The organism is Bradyrhizobium sp. LCT2 (assembly GCF_009931255.1).
GTDB lineage: Bacteria > Pseudomonadota > Alphaproteobacteria > Rhizobiales > Xanthobacteraceae > Bradyrhizobium > Bradyrhizobium diazoefficiens.
On the sequence record NZ_CP034432.1, the window covers coordinates 680,862 to 705,625 of the forward strand.

The 24,764-nt window shown below is 63.2% G+C and carries 19 protein-coding genes and 1 tRNA gene; 10 read left to right on the forward strand and 10 right to left on the reverse strand.

Annotation, left to right across the window (positions count from 1 at the left end; genetic code table 11):
- Window positions 1–38 precede the first annotated feature (38 nt).
- Window positions 39–917 (reverse strand): ferritin family protein, encoded by an 879-nt coding sequence (locus EI171_RS03995; RefSeq protein ID WP_161536917.1) that lies wholly within the window; start codon window positions 915–917, stop codon window positions 39–41.
- Window positions 918–1,078: 161 nt separating this feature from the next.
- Between EI171_RS03995 and EI171_RS04000 the strand changes: the two genes are divergently transcribed.
- From EI171_RS04000 to EI171_RS04030, 7 genes are read left to right on the forward strand one after another with little or no spacing between them, the layout of a single operon-like run.
- Entirely contained in the window at window positions 1,079–3,382 is a 2,304-nt protein-coding gene (locus EI171_RS04000) for a NosR/NirI family protein (protein WP_161532660.1), read from the forward strand.
- 22 nt (window positions 3,383–3,404) lie between these two features.
- A complete protein-coding gene (gene nosZ / locus EI171_RS04005; protein WP_011083147.1) occupies window positions 3,405–5,357 on the forward strand; it encodes a TAT-dependent nitrous-oxide reductase in 1,953 nt (650 codons plus the stop codon).
- A gap of 32 nt (window positions 5,358–5,389) precedes the next feature.
- Entirely contained in the window at window positions 5,390–6,733 is a 1,344-nt protein-coding gene (locus EI171_RS04010) for a nitrous oxide reductase family maturation protein NosD (protein ID WP_039186341.1), read from the forward strand.
- Window positions 6,730–7,638: an ABC transporter ATP-binding protein gene (locus EI171_RS04015; protein WP_161532661.1), complete on the forward strand. Its 909-nt coding sequence runs from the start codon at window positions 6,730–6,732 to the stop codon at window positions 7,636–7,638. Before EI171_RS04010 ends, EI171_RS04015 begins: the two co-directional genes overlap by 4 nt.
- Window positions 7,635–8,462 carry an ABC transporter permease subunit gene (locus EI171_RS04020; RefSeq protein ID WP_011083150.1) on the forward strand — a complete coding sequence of 276 codons (828 nt, stop codon included), beginning with the start codon at window positions 7,635–7,637 and terminating at the stop codon, window positions 8,460–8,462. Before EI171_RS04015 ends, EI171_RS04020 begins: the two co-directional genes overlap by 4 nt.
- Window positions 8,459–9,007: a nitrous oxide reductase accessory protein NosL gene (locus tag EI171_RS04025; RefSeq protein ID WP_011083151.1), complete on the forward strand. Its 549-nt coding sequence runs from the start codon at window positions 8,459–8,461 to the stop codon at window positions 9,005–9,007. The genes EI171_RS04020 and EI171_RS04025 overlap by 4 nt, the downstream gene beginning before the upstream one ends.
- An 11-nt stretch (window positions 9,008–9,018) precedes the next feature.
- Window positions 9,019–10,017: an FAD:protein FMN transferase gene (locus EI171_RS04030; protein ID WP_011083152.1), complete on the forward strand. Its 999-nt coding sequence runs from the start codon at window positions 9,019–9,021 to the stop codon at window positions 10,015–10,017.
- A gap of 57 nt (window positions 10,018–10,074) precedes the next feature.
- Here EI171_RS04030 and EI171_RS04035 read toward each other — a convergent pair whose 3' ends face one another.
- Genes EI171_RS04035 through EI171_RS04045 form a run of 3 tightly spaced genes read right to left on the reverse strand, consistent with a single transcriptional unit; the run spans window position 10,075 to window position 13,556 of the window.
- A complete protein-coding gene (locus EI171_RS04035) occupies window positions 10,075–11,046 on the reverse strand; it encodes an alpha/beta hydrolase (RefSeq protein WP_161532662.1) in 972 nt (323 codons plus the stop codon).
- A 17-nt stretch (window positions 11,047–11,063) separates the two neighbouring features.
- Window positions 11,064–11,927, reverse strand: coding sequence for an MBL fold metallo-hydrolase (locus EI171_RS04040; RefSeq protein ID WP_161532663.1), 864 nt, complete (start codon window positions 11,925–11,927; stop codon window positions 11,064–11,066).
- Window positions 11,928–11,978: 51 nt separating this feature from the next.
- On the reverse strand, window positions 11,979–13,556 hold the full coding sequence (locus EI171_RS04045; protein ID WP_246740611.1) for an MFS transporter: 1,578 nt from the start codon (window positions 13,554–13,556) through the stop codon (window positions 11,979–11,981).
- Here EI171_RS04045 and EI171_RS04050 point away from each other — a divergent pair.
- Complete coding sequence (locus tag EI171_RS04050; protein WP_246740450.1) at window positions 13,441–14,670, forward strand: LysR family transcriptional regulator; 1,230 nt, start codon at window positions 13,441–13,443, stop codon at window positions 14,668–14,670. The two genes, EI171_RS04045 and EI171_RS04050, sit on opposite strands and share 116 nt — an antisense overlap.
- 194 nt (window positions 14,671–14,864) lie before the next feature.
- Here EI171_RS04050 and EI171_RS04055 read toward each other — a convergent pair.
- A tRNA-Ser gene (locus EI171_RS04055) sits at window positions 14,865–14,954 on the reverse strand.
- Between the two features lie 196 nt (window positions 14,955–15,150).
- Here EI171_RS04055 and EI171_RS04060 point away from each other — a divergent pair.
- On the forward strand, window positions 15,151–15,492 hold the full coding sequence (locus EI171_RS04060; protein WP_038966690.1) for a hypothetical protein: 342 nt from the start codon (window positions 15,151–15,153) through the stop codon (window positions 15,490–15,492).
- 58 nt (window positions 15,493–15,550) lie between these two features.
- Here the strand turns inward: EI171_RS04060 and EI171_RS04065 are convergent, their stop codons facing one another.
- From EI171_RS04065 to EI171_RS04075, 3 genes are all read right to left on the reverse strand, one after another.
- Window positions 15,551–17,014, reverse strand: coding sequence for a trehalose-6-phosphate synthase (locus EI171_RS04065; RefSeq protein WP_161532665.1), 1,464 nt, complete (start codon window positions 17,012–17,014; stop codon window positions 15,551–15,553).
- Between the two features lie 232 nt (window positions 17,015–17,246).
- On the reverse strand, window positions 17,247–18,068 hold the full coding sequence (gene otsB / locus EI171_RS04070; protein WP_161532666.1) for a trehalose-phosphatase: 822 nt from the start codon (window positions 18,066–18,068) through the stop codon (window positions 17,247–17,249).
- Window positions 18,069–18,071: 3 nt separating this feature from the next.
- Window positions 18,072–19,556 (reverse strand): MFS transporter, encoded by a 1,485-nt coding sequence (locus EI171_RS04075; RefSeq protein ID WP_161536919.1) that lies wholly within the window; start codon window positions 19,554–19,556, stop codon window positions 18,072–18,074.
- Between the two features lie 182 nt (window positions 19,557–19,738).
- On the opposite strand from EI171_RS04075, the gene EI171_RS04080 reads away from it, so the two are divergent.
- Entirely contained in the window at window positions 19,739–20,098 is a 360-nt protein-coding gene (locus EI171_RS04080; RefSeq protein WP_074076407.1) for a DUF3175 domain-containing protein, read from the forward strand.
- Between the two features lie 196 nt (window positions 20,099–20,294).
- Here the strand turns inward: EI171_RS04080 and EI171_RS04085 are convergent, their stop codons facing one another.
- Entirely contained in the window at window positions 20,295–22,328 is a 2,034-nt protein-coding gene (locus EI171_RS04085; protein ID WP_161532667.1) for a methyl-accepting chemotaxis protein, read from the reverse strand.
- A 364-nt stretch (window positions 22,329–22,692) separates the two neighbouring features.
- A complete protein-coding gene (locus tag EI171_RS04090; protein ID WP_063921594.1) occupies window positions 22,693–24,732 on the reverse strand; it encodes a methyl-accepting chemotaxis protein in 2,040 nt (679 codons plus the stop codon).
- Window positions 24,733–24,764: the final 32 nt, after the last annotated feature.

A 24,764-nucleotide genomic window follows, 5' to 3' on the forward strand; every position in this document is an offset into this window, starting at 1 on the left:
GGACCGGGCACGGAGACGAACGACGTCGCATTCAACCTTCACGCCACCGTCAACGAGCGCAACCACGCTAAGCGAGCGATGGCCCCTTCCGCCAATTCTTGTAGCAGCACGACCTGGGTTTGATCGCTGGCGCTTTCGGCGCTCTCCAGGTAGCCGTCGGCCAGCGCTTCCGAGATCGTCTCCGCGTCGCGCTGTTCGAGTGACACCGGGAATTTCCCGATGCCCTCGGCTTTCTCGGACATCTGCATCGTCTCTTCAACAAGCTCCCGTGTGCGGACCGCTGCAGCCCCGGCGAGACCGCGTTCCAAGTCGGCAAGCTGCGCTGCGAGACGGAGCTCCAGTGCGCGCGCATCGATCTGCATCACGGCCGAATCGTCGCGCCCCCTCCGTTCGGTTTGCTCATGCTCCTTATGGTAGGCGCGACGCCGTTCCTTCCTCAGTGTCGAGATATGTCCGAGTTCCTCACGCGCCATGGCTTCGGCGGCCTGCTTGATCTCCAAATCCCGGGAATAGGCGGCGACGTAGGACCAGAATGCGAAGGCGCGTTCCTCGTTGCGAACCGCCATGGCCAAAGCGCGGTAGGGGGTCGTCAGCCGGGAGGTTTCGATCTCCCTTGCCGTCTCGGCGTCGAACGTTTCGGGCGCCTCCCATCGAACCAGCGCCGGATCCGGCGCCTTGCCGCGGCGCGATTGTGACCATCTTGCGACGCTGTCGACATGTTCGCGCTCAGCGGCGGCGAGGTGAGCGAAGACCTCGGCCAGGGCATCCTTGTTCTGCCGTCGCATCTCCTCCGCCAACGCGGAGTATCTTTTCGCAGCCTCCTCTTCCATGGCGTTGGCGAGAGCGAACAACTCGTCGAGCGACTCGAGCGTTCCGGCCGGCTCGCTCATCAGCAGCGAAGTTCGTAGCAACGGCATGACGAGATCCTCACGGAACAATTGGCGAGCTTGATCCAGCGCAAACACTCTTTCGGTTGACAGCGTAGCATCTATCCGATCAAGTTCCTGCGTCAACGGCGACTTCGGAAGAAATAGGAGCGCGCGACCCGGTCGGTCGCGGCGCTCACGTTCGAGGTCCCATGCTCCAAAGAACGCATGTTGTTCCGGATTTTCTAACCCAAGCGGCGCGCGCACTCTTCGCGTTGGCGTTGCTTTGCGTGTCGTCCTTCGGCACCGCGTCCGCTGCCGACCTGAACGGTTACCTGTCGAAGATTGCCCCTGCCGACTTCTTCCCGGGCGCCGACCGTTTCGGTCCCCCGCAGGGCGAGCCGCCTATCATACCGGCCTATCGCGGCGATCAATTGCAGGGCTTCGTGTACCTGAATTCCGATTTCGCCAATGCGGTCGGCTATTCCGGAAAACCGATCCAGATGCTCGTTGGCATCGATCCGAAAGGTGTGCTGACCGGCCTCAAGCTGGTCGAGCACAAGGAGCCCATCGTGCTGGTGGGCATCCCCGAAAAGCGCATTCTGGAGGCCGTCAACAAGCTGATCGGCGCCGACCTGGGGAGCGTCGCCCGCGGGGCTGCGCCGGCGCCCCAAGTCGACATCGTCAGCGGCGCAACCGTAACCGTTCTGGTGATCGGCGATAGCATCGTTCGATCCGCCACCAAGCTGATCCGGAGCGGCCGCCTCGGCGCTCAGGGCAGCCCGGTTGCGGCGGCCGGGCCGCGAGCTACGAAGGCCATCGACGCGGCCAAGAGCGAAGTCCGCGATTGGCAGACCCTGGTCGGCGACGGCTCGGTCCGGCGGCTAACCCTCTCCGTCGCCGATATCAACCAGGCCTTCGAGAAATCGGGCAATGCGGTCGCCGCAGCGCGCCCGGAGGAAGGCGCTCCGGACGACAGCTTCATCGATCTCTATGTCGCGGACGTCGCGGTGCCGACCATCGGCCGCAGCCTGCTGGGCGACGAGAGCTACGGCCGGCTGGCCGGCAGGTTGAAGCCAGGCCAGCAGGCGCTCGTCGTCGCCGGTGCCGGCCGTTATTCCTTCAAAGGGGCCGCCTACGTTCGGGGTGGAATCTTCGACCGGATCGAGCTGATCCAGGAAACCAACAGCATCCGTTTCCGCGATCGGGACCATACCCGACTGGGTAGCCTGGCGGCCGACGGCGCGCCGGATTTTCCCGAAATTGCGCTGTTCATCGTGCCGGCCGACTTCGCGTTCGATCCGACCGAGCCGTGGGCGCTGCAGCTCCTGGTGCAGCGCGTCGTCGGCGCACGGGACAAGGCCTGGGTCACCTTCGATCTTGGATACACACTTCCCGAAACCTATCTCAAGCGCGAAGCGCCAGTTCGGCCGGCTGCAGCGGCAGCGGCGCCGACCGCAAAGTCGTCGCCGGCCGCCGCCCCCGAAGCCCGCGTGCCGACGACCGACGAGGACCCGTTGTGGATGCGGATATGGCGCGCGGACACCCTCAAGATCGGCACAGCGATGCTGGCGCTCGGCGCGCTGACGCTGATCTTCTTCTTCCAGAATTTTCTGGTCCGTCGTCCGGCGGTGTACACGTGGGTCCGCCGCTTCTATCTGCTGTTCATTCTCGTCTGGCTGGGATGGTATGCGAACGCTCAGCTTTCAGTGGTCAACGTCCTGACCTTCACGAACTCCCTGCTGACCGGGTTCAGTTGGGAGTATTTCCTTTCCGCGCCGCTGATTTTCCTTCTCTGGGCCTCCATCGCGGCGGGACTTCTCTTCTGGGGGCGCGGACCGTTCTGTGGTTGGCTCTGCCCGTTCGGCGCCCTGCAGGAATTACTCAACAACGCCGCCAAGGCGCTCAAGGTCCCGCAGTATCGCGTCCCCTGGGGACTTCACGAACGGCTGTGGCCGATCAAGTACATCATCTTTCTCGGCCTGTTCGGCATGTCGCTCTACTCGACGGCGTTTGCCGAGCAACTTGCCGAGGTCGAACCGTTCAAGACTTCGATCGTTCTGAAGTTCGCGCGGGAATGGCCGTTCGTCGTCTACGCCCTGACCCTCCTCGCGGCGGGGTTGTTCGTCGAGCGCTTCTTCTGCCGCTACATGTGCCCGCTCGGCGCGGCGCTGGCGATTCCCGGCCGCATCCGGATGTTCGAATGGCTGCGACGCTGGCCGGAATGCGGCTCGCCCTGCCAGCGCTGCGCCAATGAATGCCCCGTGCAAGCGATCCATCCGGAAGGTCACATCAACGTCAACGAGTGCATCTACTGCATGCACTGCCAGGAACTCTATTTCGATGACCACCGCTGCCCGCACATGATCCAGGTGCGGCTGAAGCGCGAGAAGCGGATGGCCATGTCGTCGCCTTCGATGCGATCAGGCGGCAAAGGACCGAACACAATCATCACAGCCGGGGGAAAACCCGTCGGCGCGTCGCCAGTCGACGCCATCACGCCATCTGCAACCTGAACCGAAAGCCGAGGAGGCAATCATGAGCGACAGCGACAACATCAAGGGCGTCAGCCGGCGAACGCTGCTGGGGACCACGGCGGCCGCTGCGGGCGTGGGACTTGCCGGCGGGGCGGTGGTAACGAAGGACGGCGCGGGCTTCGTCTCGACCGCCGACGCGCAGACCAAATCTGCCGCACCCAAGGCACCGCCGGCACGTCCGGCCGTGCAGAAGACCGAAGTCGCGCCGGGCGAGCTCGACGAATATTACGTCTTCTTTTCGAGTGGCCAATCCGGCGAGATGCGGATCATCGGGCTCCCCTCGATGCGCGAACTGATGCGCGTTCCGGTCTTCAACCGCTGCAGCGCGACCGGCTGGGGCCAGACCAACGAAAGCCTGAAGGTTTTGACAGAAGGGATGCAGCCGGCAACCCGCGAATTCCTCAAGAACCGTGGCGGCACGTTCATGAACGGCGACCTCCACCATCCGCACGTCTCCTTCACGGATGGCACCTACGACGGCCGCTACGCCTTCATGAACGACAAGGCCAACAGCCGCGTGGCGCGGGTGCGGCTCGACGTCATGAAGTGCGACAAGATTATCGAACTGCCGAATCAGCACACCGTCCACGGCCTTCGGCTACAGAAGTATCCACGAACCGGATATGTGTTCTGCAACGGGGAAGACGGCGTTCCGCTGCCGAACGACGGCAAGGTTCTCGACAACCCGAAGGAATATCACTCCATCTTCACGGCGCTCGACGGCGATACCATGAAAGTGGCCTGGCAGGTGATGGTTAGCGGCAATCTCGACAACGTCGATTCCGACTACCAAGGCAAATACTGCTTCTCGACCTGTTACAACGCCGAAGAAGGCGTCACTCTGGCCGAGATGACCGCCAACGAGCAGGACTGGGTCGTCATCTTCAACCTCAAGCGGATCGAGGAGGCAGTGAAGAAGGGTGATTTCAAGGAAATGAACGGCGTGCCCGTGATCGACGGTCGCAAGGGCTCGCCCTACACGCGCTACGTTCCGGTGTCGAACAATCCGCATGGCATGAATACCGCGCCCGACGGCATCCACATCGTCGCGGCAGGCAAGCTGTCGCCGACGGTGACGGTGATGGACGTTCGGCTGTTCGACCAACTGTTCGACGACAAGATCAAACCGCGCGACGTCGTGGTCGCCGAGCCCGAACTCGGCCTCGGGCCGCTGCATACGGCCTACGACGGCAAGGGCAACGCCTACACGACGTTGTTCCTCGACAGCCAGGTCGTCAAATGGAACATCGATCTCGCCAAACGAGCCTTTAAGGGCGAGAAGGTCGATCCCATCATCCAAAAGCTCGACGTCCACTATCAGCCTGGCCACAATCACTCCTCGATGGGTCAGACCAAGGAGGCCGACGGAAAATGGCTGATCTCGCTGAACAAGTTTTCGAAGGACCGCTTCCTCAACGTCGGCCCGCTGAAGCCGGAGAACGATCAGTTGATCGACATCTCGGGCGACCAGATGAAACTGGTCCATGACGGTCCTAGCTTCGCCGAGCCGCATGACGCCACCATCGTGCACCGTTCCAAGATCAACCCGATCTCGATCTGGGACCGCGCCGATCCGATGTTTGCCGATGCGGTCAAGCAAGCCAAGGCCGACGGGATCAACCTGGAGGCGGATTCCAAGATCATCCGCGACGGCAACAAGGTGCGGGTCTATATGACCTCGACCGCTCCGGCGTTCGGGCTCGAGCAGTTCCAGGTCAAGCAGGGCGATCAGGTCACCGTCTACATCACCAACATCGATGCGGTCGAAGACCTGACGCACGGCTTCTGCATCGTGAACTACGGTATCCAGATGGAGGTCGCGCCGATGGCGACCGCGTCGGTGTCGTTCAGCGCCGACAAGGCGGGCGTCTACTGGTACTACTGCTCTTGGTTCTGCCACGCCATGCACATGGAGATGAAGGGCCGCATGTTCGTCGAGCCGAAATCGGTCTGATCGGGAGCGACACCGTGCGTCTTCCGTCACGCATGCTTCCGGCGGCGCTCGTCGCCGCCGGATTGTCCGGCTTCGCCAGCGCGGAGACGCTGACTGCTGTGCCGGGGCAACCGCTGCAGGCGTTGCTGGATCGTGCCCGCGACGGTGACGTCGTCGAACTCGCTCCAGGAGACTACAACGGTTCGATCCGCATCGATCGCCCTCTTGCCCTGACCGGACGTCCCGGCGCCGTGCTGGACGGCGGGGGCTCCGGCAACGTCGTCACGGTGACCGCGCCCGATGTAACGGTCCGCGGCGTGACCATCCGGGGGTCGGGGCGCGACCTGCAGGCGATGAATTCCGGGGTCTTTCTCCAGAAGACCGCCGAACGCGCGACCATCGAGAACAACCGCCTGGTGGGAAACCTGTTCGGCGTCTACGTGCACGGAGCGACCGGATCGCGGGTGGCCAACAACTTGATCGAAGGGCTTCGCGGCCATCGCCTCAGCGAGGCCGGCAACGGCGTCTCGCTCTGGAACGCTCCCGAAGTCACCATTGCGGACAACACCTTCCGCTATGGCCGCGACGGTATCTTTACCATTTCCAGCCGCAAGGACCGCTTCGTCGGCAACCGCTTCGAACAGGTCCGCTTCGCGGTCCACTACATGTACACCAACGACAGCGAAGTCAGCGGCAACGTCTCGATCGGAAATCATGTCGGCTACGCCATCATGTACTCGAACCGGCTGATCATCCGCGACAACATCTCCGATCGCGATCGCGATCACGGCCTCCTGTTCAACTACGCCAACTACGCCGAGATCGACGGAAACAGGGTGACGGGCGGACTATTGGATACGGTGTCCGTCGGGAGCGAAGAGGGGCCGGACGACGAGCGAGGCATGATCCCGGACACGAAGCGCGAGCAGAGCTTGCGAAGCGGCCCGGAGAAGTGCGTGTTCATCTACAACACGAACCACAACCGGTTCCGGAACAACTGGTTCGAACGCTGCGCCATCGGCGTTCATTTCACGGCCGGATCCGAAGGCAACGAGATCACCGGAAACGCCTTCGTCGGCAATCGGAACCAGGTCAAATATGTCGGTACGCGCAACCTCGACTGGTCCAAGGGCGGCCGCGGCAATTATTGGAGCGACAATCCCGCCTTCGATCTCGACGGTGACGGCATCGCCGACACCGCCTACCGACCCAACGATCTCGTCGATCGGGTGCTGTGGACGGCACCCTCCGCCAAGGTGCTGATCAACAGCCCTGCGGTGCAAGTGCTGCGGTGGGCCCAGGCTCAGTTTCCGGCGCTCTACCCGGGCGGCGTCATCGACAGCCACCCCTTGATCGCTCCACCGCCGCGGCCGTCGGGCAAGGAGGGCGGAAGATGAGCCCTACCGTTTCCGTGACTGGTGTCGTGAAGAACTACCGCACAGTGCGCGCACTGCGCGACGTCTCGTTCGATCTCGCCCCGGGACGGCTCAGCGCACTGGTCGGCCACAACGGCGCCGGCAAGACCACACTGATCAAGCTGATGCTGGGATTGATCCGTCCGGATCAGGGCTCCATCCGCGTCCTCGACGAGGATCCGGCCGCCGGTGAATTTTCGGCACGACGGCAACTTGGATATCTTCCGGAAAACGTTGCCTTCAACGCAGCACTCACCGGGCGAGAGACGCTGACATTTTACGCGCGGCTGAAACACGTCAAACCGTCGAAAGCGTGGGCCTTTCTCGATCGCGTCGGACTGACCGATGCGGCCGACCGCCGGGTCGGGACCTATTCGAAGGGCATGCGCCAGCGCCTCGGATTGGCGCAGGCGCTGCTCGGCCGGCCCCGGGTGCTCCTGCTCGACGAGCCGACGACGGGACTGGATCCCGCGCTACGGCAGACCTTCTATGAGATCCTGAACGAACTCCGCGACGACGGCGCCACTGTGCTGATCTCGTCCCACGCGCTGAACGAACTCGAGGATCGCGCCGAGCATGTCCTCATCATGAACCGCGGGCTCCTCGCCGCGCAGGGCACCCTGTCGGAACTGCGCTCGATCTCGCAACTCCCGATCCGGGTTTCGGTCGACTTTGCGCCCGGCGCCGGCGTTCCCGCGGCGTGGATGAACGGCGCAAGTGTTGCGACCCCGCGCGGACGCATGCTGCTGGTGCCCGACGAGGCGCGCAAAATGGACGTGCTGCGCGCTGCGGCCAGTGATCCCGGCGTCATCAACATCGAGATCGCGGCGCCGACCCTCGATGAGCTCTATGCGCATTTCCTAAATTCGCAGGAGAGTGCTGCGTGAGAACGATCGTCATCATAGCCGCCAAGGAGATCCAGGAAGGGTTACGGAACCGCTGGGTCCTGGCAACCACGCTCCTTTTGGCCGCGCTGGCCTTGTCGCTGACGTTCCTGGGAAGCGCACCCACCGGCAATGTCGGCGCGGGGGCGCTCGACGTCGTCGTCGTCAGCCTGTCGAGCCTGACGATCTTCCTGCTTCCGCTGATCGCCCTCTTGATCTCGCACGACGCCGTGGTCGGCGAGATGGAACGCGGCACCATGACGCTGCTCCTGAGTTATCCGGTGGGCCGAGGCCAGGTGATCCTCGGCAAATTCTGCGGCCACGTCCTGATCCTCGCCTTCGCGACAGTGATCGGCTACGGCGCCGCGGCCGCTGCCCTCGCGACGACCGGCGCCTCGGTGCTCGCCGCGAGCTGGTATGCCTTCGCCTCGATGCTCGGAACCTCGGTCATGCTCGGGGCGGTCTTTGTCGCGGTCGGTTATCTGATCAGCAGCCTGGTCCGGGACCGCGGCACCGCCGCCGGCATCTCGGTGGGAGTCTGGCTGCTGATGGTGCTGGTATTCGACATGGCACTGCTCGGCGTGCTGGTCGTCGATCAGGGGAACATCGTCTCCGCACCCGTTCTCGAAGCGCTGCTGTTCCTCAATCCGACGGACCTGTACCGGATGACGAACCTGACCGGCTTTAACGTCAGCCAGTTTTCCGGGATGGCAGGGCTCGCCGGCACCGCGACGACCAGCGTCGGCGCGCTGTTGACGGGACTGACCGCCTGGGTCGTCGCGCCGCTCGGGCTTGCGGCCGCCTTCTTCGCTCGGAGGGAGCTATGATCCTGCGGATTCTGTGCATGATCGTCGCGCTGGTCCTCGCCGGCTGCAATCGGGACGGAAGCGATGCCGTCATGCCGCCGCCCGCGGCGCTCAACAGCGATGCAATGGGGGTCTTCTGCGGCATGAACGTGCTCGAACACCCTGGCCCCAAAGGGCAGATCATCACGGCGAGCCGCATCGACCCGTACTGGTTCACCTCGGTGCGCGACACCGTGGCCTTCACTCTGATGCCGGATCAGCCCCGTGATATCCGCGCGATCTACGTGTCCGACATGGCGCGCGCGCCCAGTTGGGAGGAGCCGGGAGCGACCAACTGGATCGACGCCAAAAAGGCGTTCTTCGTCATCGAGAGCCGCAAGCAGGGCGGAATGGGGGCCGCCGAGGCTGTGCCTTTCGGCAATCGTGCCGCGGCGGACGCCTTCACCGCCGCCAATGGCGGCAAGGTCGTCACGTTTGCGGACGTTCCGAGCGGCTACGTGCTCGGCAGCGACAGCGCCGCCGTCGATCAAACCGGGCATGAACGCCCCAGCGCCCGGACCAACTGACGAGGCTTCCGATGGCACCAGCAAATCTCACGCGCCGGCGCATGATCACCATCGCAGCCGCGACCGCAGGCTCGGCGTTTCTTTCCGGCGGAGGACACGCGTCCTCGACCGGGGCAGTGCGTTGGCGCGGATCGGCGCTCGGCGCGCAGGTGTCGATCGATATCTTCCATCCCGATCGGGAGGAGGCGGAAAGGATCATTCAGGATTGCCTGACTGAGGTAAGACGACTCGAAGGGCAGTTCAGCCTGTACCGGGCGGATTCCGCCATTTGTGCCCTCAACCGGAGTGGCATCCTTGTCGCACCGGAGCCCGACATGGTCGCGCTGCTCAAGGCCTCGCTGCAATTCTCCGACCTTACCGGCGGCACCTTCGATCCCACCGTCCAGCCGCTCTGGCAGCTCTATGCCGCACACTTTTCGTCGGAGAATCCGGATCCCGGCGGTCCGCCGGCCGGGAAGCTGGCGGAGGCGCTCGCGAAGGTGGGCAGCAGCGGCCTGCGCGTAAGCGAAAAGCTTGTGGCGCTCCTCAGACATGGCGCTGCGATCACCCTGAACGGCATCGCCCAAGGATACGCCACCGACCGTGTCGTGGATGTCTTGCGCGCCCGCGGGTTGTCGACGACCCTCGTCAACATGGGAGAGATACGCGCGCTCGGAGCGCGCGCGGACGGGACGCCGTGGCGCGTCGGCCTTTCCGATCCGGACCGAGCCGGCGCGCTCACGGAAACCATCGACCTCATTGATCGGGCGGTCGCGACCACCGCGGGCGCGGGCTTCCGCTTCGATCCGGCGGGCCGGTTCACGCATCTATTCGATCCCCGGACGGGACGGAGCCCTGCGCTCTATCGGACCGTCAGCGTCATCGCGCCGACCGCCACCGAGGCGGATGCGCTCTCGACCGCCTTCAGCCTGATGCCTGCGTCGCAGATTGGCGACATCGCGGCCACGCGGCCAGACGTGCAGGTCCGGCTGATCACCAATGATGGAAATTTGCGCCTTTACGGCGCCTGAGAGGACGAGTCGCCATGCTTGCCATTTCGGGAGTTGGGCAATCGCAGCGTGCCCTCTTTAGGCTGCAGGCCGTTCCCCAAGGAAACCGTCGACAGCAGCGAAGACCTGCCAGCGATTTTTCTCCATGAATACCGAGTGCGTGCCCTCGCCGATCTCGATCCAGCGGCGATATGGCGCCGCCGAGAGCTTGCTGAACACCGTTTGCGCCATATCCATTGGGCAGTCGCGATCCAGGTCGGCATGGACGATCAGGACCGGCACCGTGAGCGAGGAAGGATCATAAAGCGGCTTGCCAGATGCCCAATATTCTCGGCTGTCCTGAACCGTTCCGTTCGGCGCCCGCAGCTTGTCCGGCCCGAGTCCTGTTTTAGCAAAAGTTGCCTCCGCCCACGCATCGAACCAGGCCGGCGGCAATATCGCGTCCTTCTTGTCATCGGGAACGCCGTTGAGCCAACGGCTCTTGGCCGCCGAGCGCTCGACGATGCGATAGGCGCCGAGGGGGCCGCCGGAATCAGCCGCGCTCGGGGTCGTCCGGAGCCACTGCGGCGCGATCAGAACAAGCTTGTTGACGTGCGCCAGGTTCTCCGAGGCGTAGCGTGACATCAGCGTCGTCCCCCACGACCACCCGATCAGGTTGATCTTGTCGACCCCTCGCCGCGACCGGATAAACATAGCAGCACTGTCGACGTCACGCACAGCGACGGGTGTGCGCACGATTGGCTGATTGTTGGACGCCGGTTCTTCCATTTCAGGCGGACGGGTCGACCCACCATAGCCGCGGACATCGACGAGATAGACGTCATAGCCCCCCTGGGCCAGATGATCCATCCAGGACAAGCCGTCCAGGCGAAGGTCGAACGAAGTCGACGCCGGATAGGTCGATCCCGCGACGAACAAGACCGTCTTGTCGGCAGAGAACCGGACCAAGTCGGACCGTCGCTTGTTGCGAACGAAGAGTTCGATCCCTGCGGTGTCGCTCGGGATCATCATCTCTTCGCTGATGATGGCGTCGGTAATCGATTTATGCATCTCGGTGTCCCCTCAGGTTACACGAACCGCCAGTCGAACCTGTCGCCGCTACGTGTGACGTGTCCGGCTGACGTGTTGGCGAAATGAGCCGTGAAAACGGTCGAGCGATCTTCCGCAGCCCGTTCGAGAAGCCAGAGGCGCGATGCGCGGGCGCGCTCCGCGTCCTCACAAAACGCGCTGTTCCAGTCCGGACGATAGATCTGAAGCGGCTGATGCATGATGTCGCCGCTGAAGAGCGCCTTCTGTCCCTGGTCAGAAAGCTGGATAGCGACGTGACCAGGGCTGTGCCCCGGGGTCGGATGGAACGTAAGACCGTCCCCGATCGCAGCCTCGCCATCGACGATCTCGGCCTGTCCGCTCTGGATAACAGGAAGAACGCTGTCCTCGAATACGCCGGCGCTGAAGCCTTCCTTGCCAGCCGGGCCGGACCAATGATCGTACTCGGCCTTGGAGAAGACGTACTTGGCATTCGGGAATGTCGGCACCCAGCGGCCGTTGAGGAGCCGCGTGTTCCAGCCGCAATGATCCGCGTGCAGGTGGGTACAGCAGACATAGTCGACCTGTTCAGGTGAGACGCCGGCTTCCGCCAGCCGGGCGAGGAAAGGCAGATTCAACTGATGAAAGCGCGGCAGCATCGGACGGTTCTTGTCGTTGCCTGCGCAGCTGTCGATCAGGATCGTATGGTGCTGCGTCTTCAGAATCCAGGTGTGGATGCTCGCGATGAAGCGCCCCTCCGCCTCGTCGAAGCAATCCGGGATCATCAGCGCTTGGTGCTTCGCCAGAACCGACTGATCCCAATCCGGGAAGAGGAAGTCCGGGGTGAAACCCGGACCTCGGATCTCGACAACCCGACGAATGGCAACGTTGCCGATCGCGTGCATTGCAGTCATTTGAACCAGACCTTCTTGCTTGTGCAGATTGAAGCGTGACCGCTAGGCCGTGGCTGTCGCGACTGACTCGACCTTGGCCGCTGCCGGCGCCGATTGCAGCCAGAACAAGCCGAGAAAGAACGAGATCGCCGAAATGACCATCACGTAGTACAGACCGGCGTATATATCGCCGCTGGAGATCTGGAGTGCCGCGGCGATCGCCGGCAAGAGGCCGCCGAAATAGCCGTTGCCCACGTGATAGCTGAACGAGACCGACGTGTAACGCACCTGAGGCGGAAACAGATCGGTCATCGCAGATGCCAGCGGACCGAAGATCATGCCGGCAACCGTGCTCAGCGCCGCCAACACCAGTATGATCATTCCGAAATTCATCGCACTTGGATCGGCACGGCTCGGATATCCGGCCTCCTCAAGCGCATGCTTCAACTTGGCGGTGAACGCCGCGACATCCGGAGCCTGCCCTGCGGCGCCAACCGGGATTGGCTTGCTGCCAACGAAAACCGTCGCGACCGCCCCTTTTGCTTCGGACCTAGTCAAATAGGGAGCGCCGAACCGGATCAAGGCGTTCTTGGCCATATCGCACCCTGTGGTGAACTTCGCCGTTCCGATCGGGTTGAATTGGAAGGAGCACTCCGATGAATCCACCGCGACGGTTACGGGTACGGCCGCCTGCGCGGCATGGAGCGCAGGGTTGGCATAGAAGATGAGTGCCTTGTAGAGCGGGAGGTAGGTGAACGTGCCAATGACGCAGGCAGCCAGGATGAATATCTTGGTGCCGTAGCGATCGCTCAACCAGCCGAAGAAGATCATCACCGGCAGCGTCAACATCAGTGCCGCACCGACCAAGAGACTCGCGATCTGCGGATCGACCTTGGCCGTACCGGTGAGAAACACCAGGGAATAGATCTGTGCACCGACCAGCAGCACGCTCTGGGGGACGACCATCGCAAACATCGCGATCAGCACGCGTTTCAGGTTCGGCAACGCCCGGAGCGTGTCGTAGATCGGAGACTTTGAGAGCGTCCCCTCATTCTTCATTTTGAGGAAGAGCGGCGATTCCTGCAGCTTCAGCCGAATCCAGACCGAGATCGCGAGCGGCAACACCGAACTGATGAACAAGATCCGCCAGCCCCAGTCATTGAATGCCTCGGGCGTCATGCTGGAGCGCATGAGATACACGGATAGCATCGAGAGAGCGAAGCCGATCGGTGCAGAGGTTTGCAGCCAGGACGTTAACCAGCCGCGGCGGCCTTGCGGTGCATGCTCTGCGATGTAGGTCGCAGCACCGCCATACTCGCCGCCAAGAGCCAATCCCTGGATCATTCGCAGCAAGATCAAGATCGAAGGCGCCCACAGGCCGATCGACGCATAGCTCGGCACCAGACCGACGGCGACCGTTGAAGATCCCATCATCAGGATCGTGGTGAGAAAGGTTTGCTTGCGTCCGATCATGTCGCCGATGCGACCGAACACCAGCGCTCCAAACGGCCGAACGAGATAGCCCGTGCCGAAGGTGAGAAGCGCGAAGACATTGGCCCAAACGGGATTGTCGGCCGAGAAGAAATTAACCGAGATGGCCGAAGCCACCGAGATATACATGAAGAAATCGTACCACTCGATGACCGTACCGACGGTCGCTGCGATCATGACCCTTCGCTGCAACTCGATGGTGGGCTCCGCCGCAGCAGGACCGGCGTTTGGCAGCTTCCTCATCTGTCCCCCAGCTATCTTGTCCGCTTTCGCGGCCCATATGATCCGGCTTGCCTTGATGTCCTCCGTCATGGGATATTTGAAATCGATAGATGAGATATGTGGTATAATCCGGATGAATATCAGGGCTCATGACATGCCTCTGCTCGCATCGCTCAAGGTGATGCTCGATGAGAGGAACATCACCCGTGCGGCAGCGCGGCTTGGCATTAGCCAACCGGCACTTTCCGCCCAACTGGCCAGGCTTCGCGATATCTTCAAGGATCAGTTGCTGACACCTGCCGCCTCGGGGAAAGGCATGGTCCTCACCCCACGGGGAAACGAGCTCAAGGAACCTCTGCGACTGGCACTGCAGAATCTGCAAGATGTTATCGGTGCACCAGCTGGCTTCGACCCGAAGAAATCGGATCGAACTTTCACAATCGGTGCGAACGACAACGCGACCGCTATTGTTGGATCGCGGCTGGTCGCGTTCTCGCGACGGGATGGCTTATCGGGAATCCGGTTCGCCTTCCGCTCGATCGATTTGATGAAATTGGCTGGCCAGCTCGAGGCGGGAGATCTCGACGTTGCGCTGGTTTCGAAAGATGCGGTCCCAAGCGGAATGCCGTCCCAGCCGCTGCTCGATGAACGGTTCATGATGGCCCAGCGTAAGGATCATCCGCGCGGATTGCGGCGGCCCACGATGAGAGAGTATTCGCACCTGGAGCATATTATCGTTTCGGGAGAAGGCGGCGGCTTTCGCGGCTTCATCGACGATGTCCTGGCGAGGGACGGGCTGACGCGTTGCGTCGCCGTGTCAGTTCAGCACTACAGCGTCGTGCCGCTCTTGCTACAGTCGACCGACCTCGTTTGCACTCTTCCGCAGCGTTTCCTCAACCGCTACCGTGATGTCCTGCAATCCCTGCCGCTGCCGTTCAATACGAGGCCCTTTACGCTGCACGCCACTTGGCACGCCCGATTCGATAACGATCGCGGTCATCAATGGCTTCGACAGCAACTCAAGGACTGCGCCACCGGCTAGCAACGCGAGCTGAAGTGAAACCACTTGCTCACTGTCGCGGTCTGGCCGTAACCGACGAGTTGGAAGAGAGGCCCTCATCCTTGTCGATGGCGACAATGATATTGGACTCCGTCAGGCCAGCCATTTCGTACATTCGGCCAAGCTAACGAATTCAAACGAGCCAAATCGTGGTTTGGCATAGAAAATGGCGAAAATGGCGGAGAGAGTGGGATTCGAACCCACGGTACGGTTTCCCGCACACACGCTTTCCAAGCGTGCGCCTTAAGCCACTCGGCCATCTCTCCGGAGCGCCCTCTCTTGAAGGGGCGCCGGCGATTTTGCAAGAGACCGCGAGAAAATCGGGTGAATTTTCCGTAAGATGTTGTATTGAAACGACAATATCTGGCGCCGGCGGCTGTTTTGGAACCGCCTGCTGGCTGAACCCAGGACTTGTTTGGCGCGACGATTCATTTGAGAATGCCAAACACGACCGGGGGCGCCATGACCATCCGCAAGACCATCGCCGCACTGGGCCTGATTTCGGCCCTTGGCTCCGCCTTTGCCGGGCCGGCCCTGGCTCAGGTCTGCACCCGCCAAGGGGTTGACGTCAGCTGCGACGACGGGCGGCGCGGGGTGCTTTCGGGCGATGCCATTATCTGGCCGGACGGGACGCGCTCGAGCTCGTCGCCGCATCCGAGCGTGATCATCGGCAACAAGAGCTCGGTGCATGTCGGGCCCGGCGTGTTCGTCGGCCAGGGCAAGGGCATGGTGCCGCTGGACGATCCCAACGCGCCGAACAAGCGGCAGTGCGCGATTCTGGATGGCGTGTCGTATTGCTATTGACGATCTCTTCCTTCCCCCCTCGTGGGAGGGGGGAAGATCAGAGCGAGCTTCACGGAAGCTAAATCAACCGCACGCCCGAGATCGCCGACTTCAACCAGCGCAGCGCTTGCGGGGGCTGGGCTGCGAGCGGGGCGACGGCGGCCTTCTCGATCCGGCACTTTTCGAGCTCGGCGACGAAATCGGCGGACCATTGCTGGATGGTATGGCCGCGCAGCTTCTTCATCATCGCGTCCCAGCGCATCTTGCGCTCGGTGAGCGGCATCGCGGCGGCGATCGCGATCGCGCGTGCCATGGCGTCGATGTCGTGCGGATTGACCAGCAGCGCCGTGTCGAGCTCATTCGCCGCGCCGGCGAATTTCGACAGCACCAGCACGCCGGGGTCAGCCGGGTTCTGCGCGGCGACATACTCCTTTGCGACGAGGTTCATGCCGTCATGCAGCGGCGTCACCACACCGATCTGCGCGGTGCGATAGAGCCCCGCGAGTACGGCCTGGCTAAAACCCTTGTTGAGATAGCGGATCGGCGTCCAGTCCACCTCGCCGTGGCGGCCGTTGACGTCGGTGACGAGACGCGCGACCTCGTTCTGAAGATTGCCATAGGCCTCGATGGCACCGCGCGAAGGGTTGGCGATCTGGAGCAGCGAGATGCTGCGCAAGAATTGCGGCTGCTCGGTCCAGAGCCGGTCGAACGCGCTGATGCGGTTGACGAGGCCCTTGGAATAGTCGAGCCGGTCGACACCGATCGCCAGACGCTCGCCGTTGAGGCTGCGGCGCAGCCGCGACACATCCGGATGCGAGGCGGACTTGGCGGCATACTGCGCGAACTTCTCCGCATCGATGCCGATGGGGAAGACTTCACAGCGGGTGCGGCCGTGCTGCGACAGCACAACACCATCATCGATGACGAGACCGAGCTCGCCGGCGACATAGCCGAGGAAATTCTGGCGATCCTCCTCGGTCTGGAAGCCAATGAGATCGTAGGCGAGCATCGCCGTGATCAGCTCGCGATGATTGGGCACGCCCTGCGTCACCGCGGCCACCGGCCACGGCGTGTGCAGGAAGAAGCCGATCGGATCATCAACGCCGAGCTCGCGCAACTCCGCACCGAGTGCGAGGAAATGATAGTCCTGCACCCAGAATGCGGTCCGGGGCTTGCGGAAGCGCATCAAGGCGCGCGCCATGAAGGCGTTGACCTCGCGATAGCTGACATAGTCTTCGCGCGAAACGCGGATCAGATCACTGCGCGAATGCAGCGCCGGCCACAACGCCGAATTGGCAAAACCTTCGTAATAGCCGCCGTAATGCGCCGCCGGCAGATCCAGCGTCGCAATCGCGCCCGAACCCAGCGCCTCGATCTCGGCAAACGGTTCCTTCTGATGGCCGTCACGCACGCGGCCGGAAGACCCCACCCAGATGGCACCCGAATGTTCCACAACGGGAAGCAATGCCGCAGCCAAGCCGCCCGTCATGGGCTCGTTGGGTTTGCCGCGCGCAACACGATTCGAAACGACGACTAAGTTCACAGGTCGTCCCCTCCTGTTCATTCCACCCCGTTTAACTGGCGTTCATCAATATGGTTCCTGTCATCATTTCCACGAAATGAAACCAAAGTCAGGCGCGCACGTTGGAACTTGTTTCGCTTGCGGAACCTACTGCAAAGACAGTCATTTTGGTACTATTGCACGGCATGCATCGCTGCACGCTAGGGCGCTGCGCCGACGGCCTTTATGTCTGCAGCGTGGCGCTGCCTTTGTTTCACCTCGGATCGAGCAGGCGCGCCAGGAACGCGCGCACATCGCTCGGCGCATCGAAGTGACCATTCACACCCATGGCACGGCGGCCCACCGAAAAAGCGAGCCCGTTCATGTCAGGCATGATCGCGAACACGGTCTCGTCGGTGACGTCGTCGCCGATGAACAGAGGACGCCGTCCCCTGAACGGTTCGTGCTTCATCAACTCGTGCACACCAGTCGCCTTGGTGAAGCCGGAATGCTTGATCTCGCAGACGAACTTTCCGGGCAGCACCTCGATCGGCGCATTGGGCAGATCGGCGCGGATCAGCGAGACAGCCTCGAAGATCGCCTTCTCCGCATGCGGTGCGAGGCGATAGTGCAGCGCGAGCGAATAGCCCTTGTCCTCGAGCAGAATGCCCGGACTGAGCTTTGCGATCGCAGCGAGCCGCCGCTTCAACTCCTTGTCCAGCGGCGGCGCGTGCACGTCATCCGCTTCATTGTCCACCGACAGCCGCATCTCCGCGCCGTGGCCGGCGACGGCGCGATAGACGTCGGGCGCGAAGATCAAGTCGATGTCGTTGAGCGAGCGGCCGCTGACCAGCGCCAACGCCCCGGAGGTGCGTTCCACCAGCCGCTTGAGCGTCTCCGACAGGCCCGGCGGCACCCACACTTCGCGCGGCGTCGGCATCAGGTCGAGCAGCGTGCCGTCGATGTCGAGCAGGATCGCGGTCTCGTCGAGATGTGGCACGAGCGCATGCGGCACCGGCACCGTTTCCGGCACATCGTCGTCAACGGGCATGGTGCGCTTCTGGTCCACCGCCATTTCCGCAAGTTCCGATTTCATAGTCTACTCCATAAAGGCCAGCGGCCGCGCTATTTGTTCGAGCGATTTGCGTTCCGCGGAGACGGCGTAGCGCCACGCCACGATCGCGGCCGCGATCATGAGGAATGCCCCCAGCAAATAGCCGGCGAACACGCTTGTGCGTGATCCCGTGTCGATCAGCGCGCCGAACAGCGCCGGGCCGATGACGCCGCCAATACCGGTGCCGACCGCGTAAAACACCGCGATCGCCAGCGCGCGGACTTCCAAAGGAAACGTCTCGCTGACCGTGAGATAGGCCGCGCTCGCGGCGGGCGAGGCAAAGAAGAAGATCACCATCCAGGCGATGGTCTGTCCTTGCGCACTGAGCGCCCCGATCGAGAACAGATAGCCCGACAGCGCCAACAGCAGGCCCGACGCGCCATAGGTGAACATGATCATCGCGCGCCGTCCGAGCGTGTCGAACAGGCGGCCGAGCAGCAGCGGGCCGAGGAAATTGCCGGCGGCGAAGGGAAGCAGATACCATCCGACATGATCGGCGCTGATGCCGTAGAAATCGGTCAGCACCAGCGCGAAGGTGAAGAAGATGGCGTTGTAGAAGAAAGCCTGTGCGCCCATCAGGACGAGGCCGACCAGCGCGCGCTGGCGATAGACCGTGAACAGCGTGTGCATGACCTCGCGAATCGGCGTGTGATCGCGCATCTTCAGCCGGATCCTGGTGAAGCGTCGGTCGCTCGCATCCTGGTCGTGTCCGATCACCGAACGCTCGATCTCGTCGACGATGGCGTGGGCCTGATCGGGCCGCCCGTGGATCATCAGCCAGCGCGGACTTTCCGGGATCCACATCCGCATCAACAGCACGACGAGGCCGATGCTCGCGCCGATGAGATAAGCGAGGCGCCAGCCGAGATCGGGGCCGATCAAGGCGGGATCCAGCAGAACGATGGCCGCCACCGCGCCCATGGCCGCGCCGATCCAGAAGCTGCCGTTGATGACGAGATCGGTCCAGCCGCGATAGCGCGCCGGCACCAGCTCCTGGATGGTCGAATTGATCGCGGTATATTCGCCGCCGATGCCGGCGCCGGTGAGAAAACGAAACAGCGCGTAGCTCGCGATATCCCACGACAGTGCGGTCGCAGCGGTCGCGGAGAGATAAAGCGCGAGCGTGATGAAGAACAGTTTCTTGCGGCCGATGCGGTCGGTCAGCCAACCGAAACCGAGCGCGCCGAGCACCGCGCCGGCGAGATAGGCTGAATTGGCAATGCCGAGATCGAGATTGGAGAATTGCAACGAGGGACTTTGCTTCAGCGCGCCGGAAAGCGCACCGGCGAGTGTCACCTCGAGCCCGTCGAGGATCCAGGTGATGCCGAGCGCCAGCACGACCCGGGTGTGAAAGCCGCTCCACGGCAGCGCGTCGAGACGTGAGGGAATACTGGTCTCGATGATGCGATCGGTCGCGACCACCGGGACAGCAGGTCCATAATTCAGCGCTTGGCTTTGCTGCAATTCCATCGCGTTGCTGGGTCTGACCAATAGGAGCGACCCCGGTTCACATGATGTGGCCAGGGGCGAACCGATCATCGGGGTGCGGCATTCCGCCTGCCACCTGCGACAACGTCTGCGGCAAGCGCCGGTTCCAGTAGGAACGGCCTCCAACGCCGTCCGTTTCCGAAGGAGCCGCAGGGAGTTGACGCATGGCTCACGTCAGAAAGACGACACATTCTCGCAAAACAGCTGCGCGCAGCAGGAAGACCAGCGTGCGCAAGAGCGCGAAACGCGCGACGCCGAAGCGCTGGTCGCAACGTGTGACCAAGGAGAGCGACGCGCTCGATCTCAAGCGCGGCGTATTCACGCTCACGAGTCCGAAGAAGATCGCAGCCTCGCTGAAGCGCTCGGCCGAGCACAGTTCGCGCCGCAAGACCGGCGCCTATCGTTCGGCGCTGTCGATGCTGACGTTCTATATCAACCGTGCCGGCAAGACGCTGCCGAAAACACAGCGGGCGCGGCTGGAGCAGGCGAAGGTGGAATTGAAGCGGGCGTTTGGAAGGGCGTGAGGCTTAGACGGCACAGCGAAAAATCAGCCGTCGTCCTGGACAAGCGAGCGGAGCGAGCGCTGATCCAGGACCCATTATCACAGGACGTGGTTTGGCGAAGACTTGCGGCTGGCTGCTCGCGCAACGACTGCTCCATGGGATAATGGGTCCTGGCTTTCGCCAGGACGACAGCGGAGAGAGTGGAGAAGTCCGAGCCTTACGCCGCCCGGATATTCCCCATGAACCGGTCGAGCTCGGCGCGGAGGCGGGTGCTTTCGCTGGAGAGGGTCTTGGCCGAATTCAACACCTCCTCCGAGGCCGAGCCGGTTTCGGCGGCGCCGCGGTTGACCTCGCCGATGTCGGTGGCTGCGGTCTGGGTGCCCTGGGCGACCGTCTGGACGCTGCGCGCGATCTCCTGCGTCGCGGCGCCCTGCTGCTCCACCGCGCTCGCGATCGACGTCGAGATCGACGAGATCTGGCCGATGGTGGCGCCGATCTCCTTGATCGCGGCAACCGACTCGGCGGTGGCGCCCTGCATGCCCGTGATGTGGGAGGAAATCTCGTCGGTGGCTTTCGCCGTCTGGCTGGCCAGTGACTTCACTTCGCTGGCAACCACCGCAAAGCCGCGGCCGGCTTCACCGGCGCGCGCCGCCTCGATGGTCGCATTGAGCGCCAGCAGGTTGGTCTGCTCGGCGATCGCGGTGATGAGCTTGACGACCTCGCCGATCTGCTGGGCGGCATGCGAGAGCTTGCCGATGCGGCCGTCGGTCTCCTTGGCCTGCACCACCGCAGCTTCTGCAATGCGGCTGGAATCGCGCACCTGGCGGCCGATCTCCTCGACCGAGGCCGAGAGCTCTTCCGTCGCGGTGGCGACCGACTGCATGTTGCTGGAGGCCTGCTCGGAGACGCCGGCGACCTGGCTCGACAGGCTCTGCGTGGTCTCGGCGGTACGGGTCAGCGTGGACGCGGCCGATTCGAGCTGCACGGCCGAGGCCGAGACGTTGGAGACGATGGCGCCGACGGCGTTCTCGAAATCGTCGGCAAAGCGGATCAGTTCGGAGCGGCGGCTTGCGGCCTGCTCCCGGCTCTGGGCTTCGCTGGCGGCGGCATCGCGCTCGGCCTTGGCGACGGCCTGAACCTTGAACTCCTCGACCGCGCCGGCCATCTCGCCGATCTCGTCCTTGCGGCCGAGGCCCGGCAGCACGACGTCGAAATTGCCCGAGGCGAGCTCGCGCATCGCCTTGCACATCGCGATCATCGGACGCGAGATGCCGTTGCCGAGCATCAGGGCGAGCACGGCGCCGATGGCCAGGCCGCCCAGCGCCAGCATCAGCATCAGCCGTTCGGTCTCTCCGATCGTTGCATTGGCGCTGGCCTCGATGCGCTGCTGATCGGCGGTCAGGTCCGATCGCAGCTCACTCGAAAGCTTGAGGATGGACGCGGCCGTCTTGGTCATCTCGCCGTTCGACTTGACGATGACCTTCACGTTCTCGGTCAGCTTGGCAAAGGAGATGCGGTACTGCTTCAGCAGGTTGCTGATCTCGGTGACGCGGTCGGTGATCTTCTGGTCGTTGGCATAGATCGAGACCAGCAGGGTCTCCAGGAACTTGATGCGGGCGATCACGCCGTCGGCGGTCTTCGGTTCGGGCTTGGCGACGAAGGCGCCGACAGAGGTGGAGACCGCAAGATATTGCGAGGTGACGTCCTTGGCCGTGGTCTGGACCGAGGCGAGCCCGGCGAGCGCCGCGGTATCGGCAAGGTCGTCGAACTTGAAGCGAATCTTGTTGCCGACGCTGTTGAGCTCATCGGCCGCGATCTTGTTGTTCTCGCGCGTCAGGGTGATGATCTCACCGAATACCTTCGTGAAGCGCTGGAACTCCGCCTCGAGCTTGCCGACCTGCTCGCGGCGCGCGGCGCCGGTCGTGGCGGACGTCGATTTGGCGATCGCCGCTTTCAGATTCTCTTCGGCCGCCTTGGCCGCGGTCTCGTCGTCTGTCGCGCCGGTCAACGTATAGGCCCGCGCCAGCCCCTGGTAGGCGATCAGCTCGCGGTCGACGGTTCGCGCGAGATCCGCTTCCGCCACGCTGGTCCGGTAGGAGGCCACGGCGGCCTGGATCCGCTCGAAGCCGAAATAGGCGAAAGCCATGCTGACCGCGAGGATGGCCAGCACCGCCACGAAGCCGAGGATGATTTTTGCGCGAAAACGCAAGGTTGGCAGTTTCGATGTGTTCGGCTTGGATTTGACGGACATTCCCCCACCCCATTCCATTCGCGGAAAACCAGGCGCAGCCCGGAAGCAGCCCGCTTCCCGACTCGTGTGCACGGTAATTGGCAAAGGATAAGCGGCGGTAAATTTGCGGCGTCGCAACTTGCGGTTCGGTGACGCGGGCAAATGTTAAGGCGCGCTTTCTCGCGCCGCTACAAATTGAAGGCCGGCGCCAATCTCCGCTGTCGTCCCGGACAAGCGAGCGGAGCGAGCACTGATCCAGACCCATTACCACAGGGCGTGGTTTGGCGATGACTCGTAGTTGCCGGTCTTTGCCCAGCTGGCTCTCGGGGTAATGGGTCCTGGCTTTCGCCAGGACGACGGTGGAGAGAGGGGAGAAGTCCGAGCCTTACGCCGCCCGGATATTTGCCATGAAGCGGTCGAGCTCGGCGCGAAGACGCGTGCTTTCGGATGACAGCGTCTTGGCCGAATTCAACACCTCCTCCGAAGCCGAGCCGGTCTCGGCGGCGCCGCGGTTGACCTGGCCAATGTCGGTGGCGGCGGCGTGGGTGCCCTGGGCGACCGTCTGGACACTGCGCGCGATCTCTTGCGTCGCGGCGCCCTGCTGCTCGACCGCGCTCGCGATCGACGTCGAGATCGACGAGATCTGGCCGATGGTGGCGCCGATCTCCTTGATCGCGGCAACCGACTCGGCTGTGGCGCCCTGCATGCCCGTGATGTGGGAGGAAATCTCGTCGGTTGCTTTCGCCGTCTGGCTGGCCAGCGACTTCACTTCGCTCGCGACCACCGCAAAGCCGCGGCCGGCTTCACCGGCGCGCGCCGCCTCGATGGTCGCATTGAGCGCCAGCAGGTTGGTCTGCTCGGCGATCGCGGTGATGAGCTTGACGACCTCGCCGATCTGCTGGGCGGCATGCGAGAGCTTGCCGATGCGGCCGTCGGTCTCCTTGGCCTGCACCACCGCAGCTTCCGCAATGCGGCTGGAATCGCGCACCTGGCGGCCGATCTCCTCGACCGAGGCCGAGAGCTCTTCCGTCGCGGTGGCGACCGACTGCATGTTGCTGGAGGCCTGCTCCGAGACGCCGGCGACCTGGCTCGACAGGCTCTGCGTGGTCTCGGCGGTGCGGGTCAGCGTGGACGCGGCCGATTCGAGCTGCACGGCCGAAGCCGAGACGTTGGAGACGATGGCGCCGACGGCGCTCTCGAAGTCGTCGGCAAAGCGGATCAGCTCGGAGCGGCGGGCGGTGGCCAGTTCCTTGTTCTGGGCTTCGCTGGCAGCGGCATCGCGCTCGGCCTTGGCGACGGCCTGAACCTTGAACTCCTCGACCGCGCCGGCCATCTCGCCGATCTCGTCCTTGCGGCCGAGGCCCGGCAGCACGACGTCGAAATTGCCCGAGGCGAGTTCGCGCATCGCCTTGCACATCGCGATCATCGGACGCGAGATGCCGGTGCCGAGCAGGAAGGCGAGGATCGCACCTAACAGCGTGCCGCCGACGGCCAGCATCAGCACCAGTTGCTCGGTCTGCCCGATGGTCGCTTCCGATTCCGTATCCAGCCGCTGCTGCTCGGCGACGAGGTCCGCCTTCATTGCGGTCGCGCCTTGCAGGATCGCACCAGCCGAGCCGCTCATCTCGGTCACGAGCTCATCGACCATCTTGGCGTTGGCGATCAGCTTCTCCAGCGCGTCGCGATAGGCCGCGAGCAGCACCTTCGCATCCTTCAAGCCGGCGACGATCTTGTCGTCCATGGAATAGACCGCGCCCAGCGAGTTCTCGACGAACTTCAGTCGCGCCAGCGCGCTTGTCGCCACCGCCTGGTCGGAGTTGAGGATGAAATTGCTCGCGGCCGAACTCGCAGTCTGGAACTGGGCATTGACCTGCTTGGTGCCGAACTCGATCGCCTGCGCTTCTGCGTCGGAGGCGTTGTTGCCGATATCGTCGAGCTTGTACTTCAGGAGGTTGGCATTGCGCTGGAGCTGGTTCTGGACCAGCAGGGCGCTGTCGCGCTTGGCCTGCAGGATCTTTGCAAACGTCGCGGAGAAGTTCGAGAACTCCTTGGCGAGCTTGTTGAGACTCTCCTGCCGCGCCGGCCGCTTGGCGCCCTTGATCGCCTGGTCGATAGCGTTCTTCAGGCTGGCCTCGGCTTCCAGCGCCGCCTTGGCGTCATCTTCCTTGCCGGTGACGACGAAGTAGCGGGCGGACGAACGATAGGCGAGCAGCTCGCGGTCGATGTTGCGGGCGAGGTCGGCCTCCGAAACGCTGGTGCGGTAGGACCCGACCCCGGAGGAGACCCGCTCGAAGCCGAAATAGGCGAAAGCCATGCTGCCGGCGGAGATCACCAGCACTGCGGCAAAGCCCAGGATGATTTTGGCGCGGAACCTGAGGGTCGGAAATATGGTGCGCTTAGACGGCGACGCGATACGCCCGGACATTCCCACCCCCAACCTTATGTTCTTGCAACGAT

Bases quoted from the DNA above. Each gene is read 5' to 3' on its own strand.
- EI171_RS03995 (WP_161536917.1), bottom strand. From the start codon at position 917: ATGCCGTTGCTACGAACTTCGCTGCTGATGAGCGAGCCGGCCGGAACG.
- EI171_RS04000 (WP_161532660.1), top strand. From the start codon at position 1,079: ATGCTCCAAAGAACGCATGTTGTTCCGGATTTTCTAACCCAAGCGGCG.
- nosZ (WP_011083147.1), top strand. From the start codon at position 3,405: ATGAGCGACAGCGACAACATCAAGGGCGTCAGCCGGCGAACGCTGCTG.
- EI171_RS04010 (WP_039186341.1), top strand. From the start codon at position 5,390: ATGCTTCCGGCGGCGCTCGTCGCCGCCGGATTGTCCGGCTTCGCCAGC.
- EI171_RS04015 (WP_161532661.1), top strand. From the start codon at position 6,730: ATGAGCCCTACCGTTTCCGTGACTGGTGTCGTGAAGAACTACCGCACA.
- EI171_RS04025 (WP_011083151.1), top strand. From the start codon at position 8,459: ATGATCCTGCGGATTCTGTGCATGATCGTCGCGCTGGTCCTCGCCGGC.
- EI171_RS04030 (WP_011083152.1), top strand. From the start codon at position 9,019: ATGGCACCAGCAAATCTCACGCGCCGGCGCATGATCACCATCGCAGCC.
- EI171_RS04035 (WP_161532662.1), bottom strand. From the start codon at position 11,046: ATGCATAAATCGATTACCGACGCCATCATCAGCGAAGAGATGATGATC.
- EI171_RS04040 (WP_161532663.1), bottom strand. From the start codon at position 11,927: ATGCACGCGATCGGCAACGTTGCCATTCGTCGGGTTGTCGAGATCCGA.
- EI171_RS04060 (WP_038966690.1), top strand. From the start codon at position 15,151: ATGACCATCCGCAAGACCATCGCCGCACTGGGCCTGATTTCGGCCCTT.
- otsB (WP_161532666.1), bottom strand. From the start codon at position 18,068: ATGAAATCGGAACTTGCGGAAATGGCGGTGGACCAGAAGCGCACCATG.
- EI171_RS04075 (WP_161536919.1), bottom strand. From the start codon at position 19,556: ATGGAATTGCAGCAAAGCCAAGCGCTGAATTATGGACCTGCTGTCCCG.
- EI171_RS04080 (WP_074076407.1), top strand. From the start codon at position 19,739: ATGGCTCACGTCAGAAAGACGACACATTCTCGCAAAACAGCTGCGCGC.
- EI171_RS04085 (WP_161532667.1), bottom strand. From the start codon at position 22,328: ATGTCCGTCAAATCCAAGCCGAACACATCGAAACTGCCAACCTTGCGT.
- EI171_RS04090 (WP_063921594.1), bottom strand. From the start codon at position 24,732: ATGTCCGGGCGTATCGCGTCGCCGTCTAAGCGCACCATATTTCCGACC.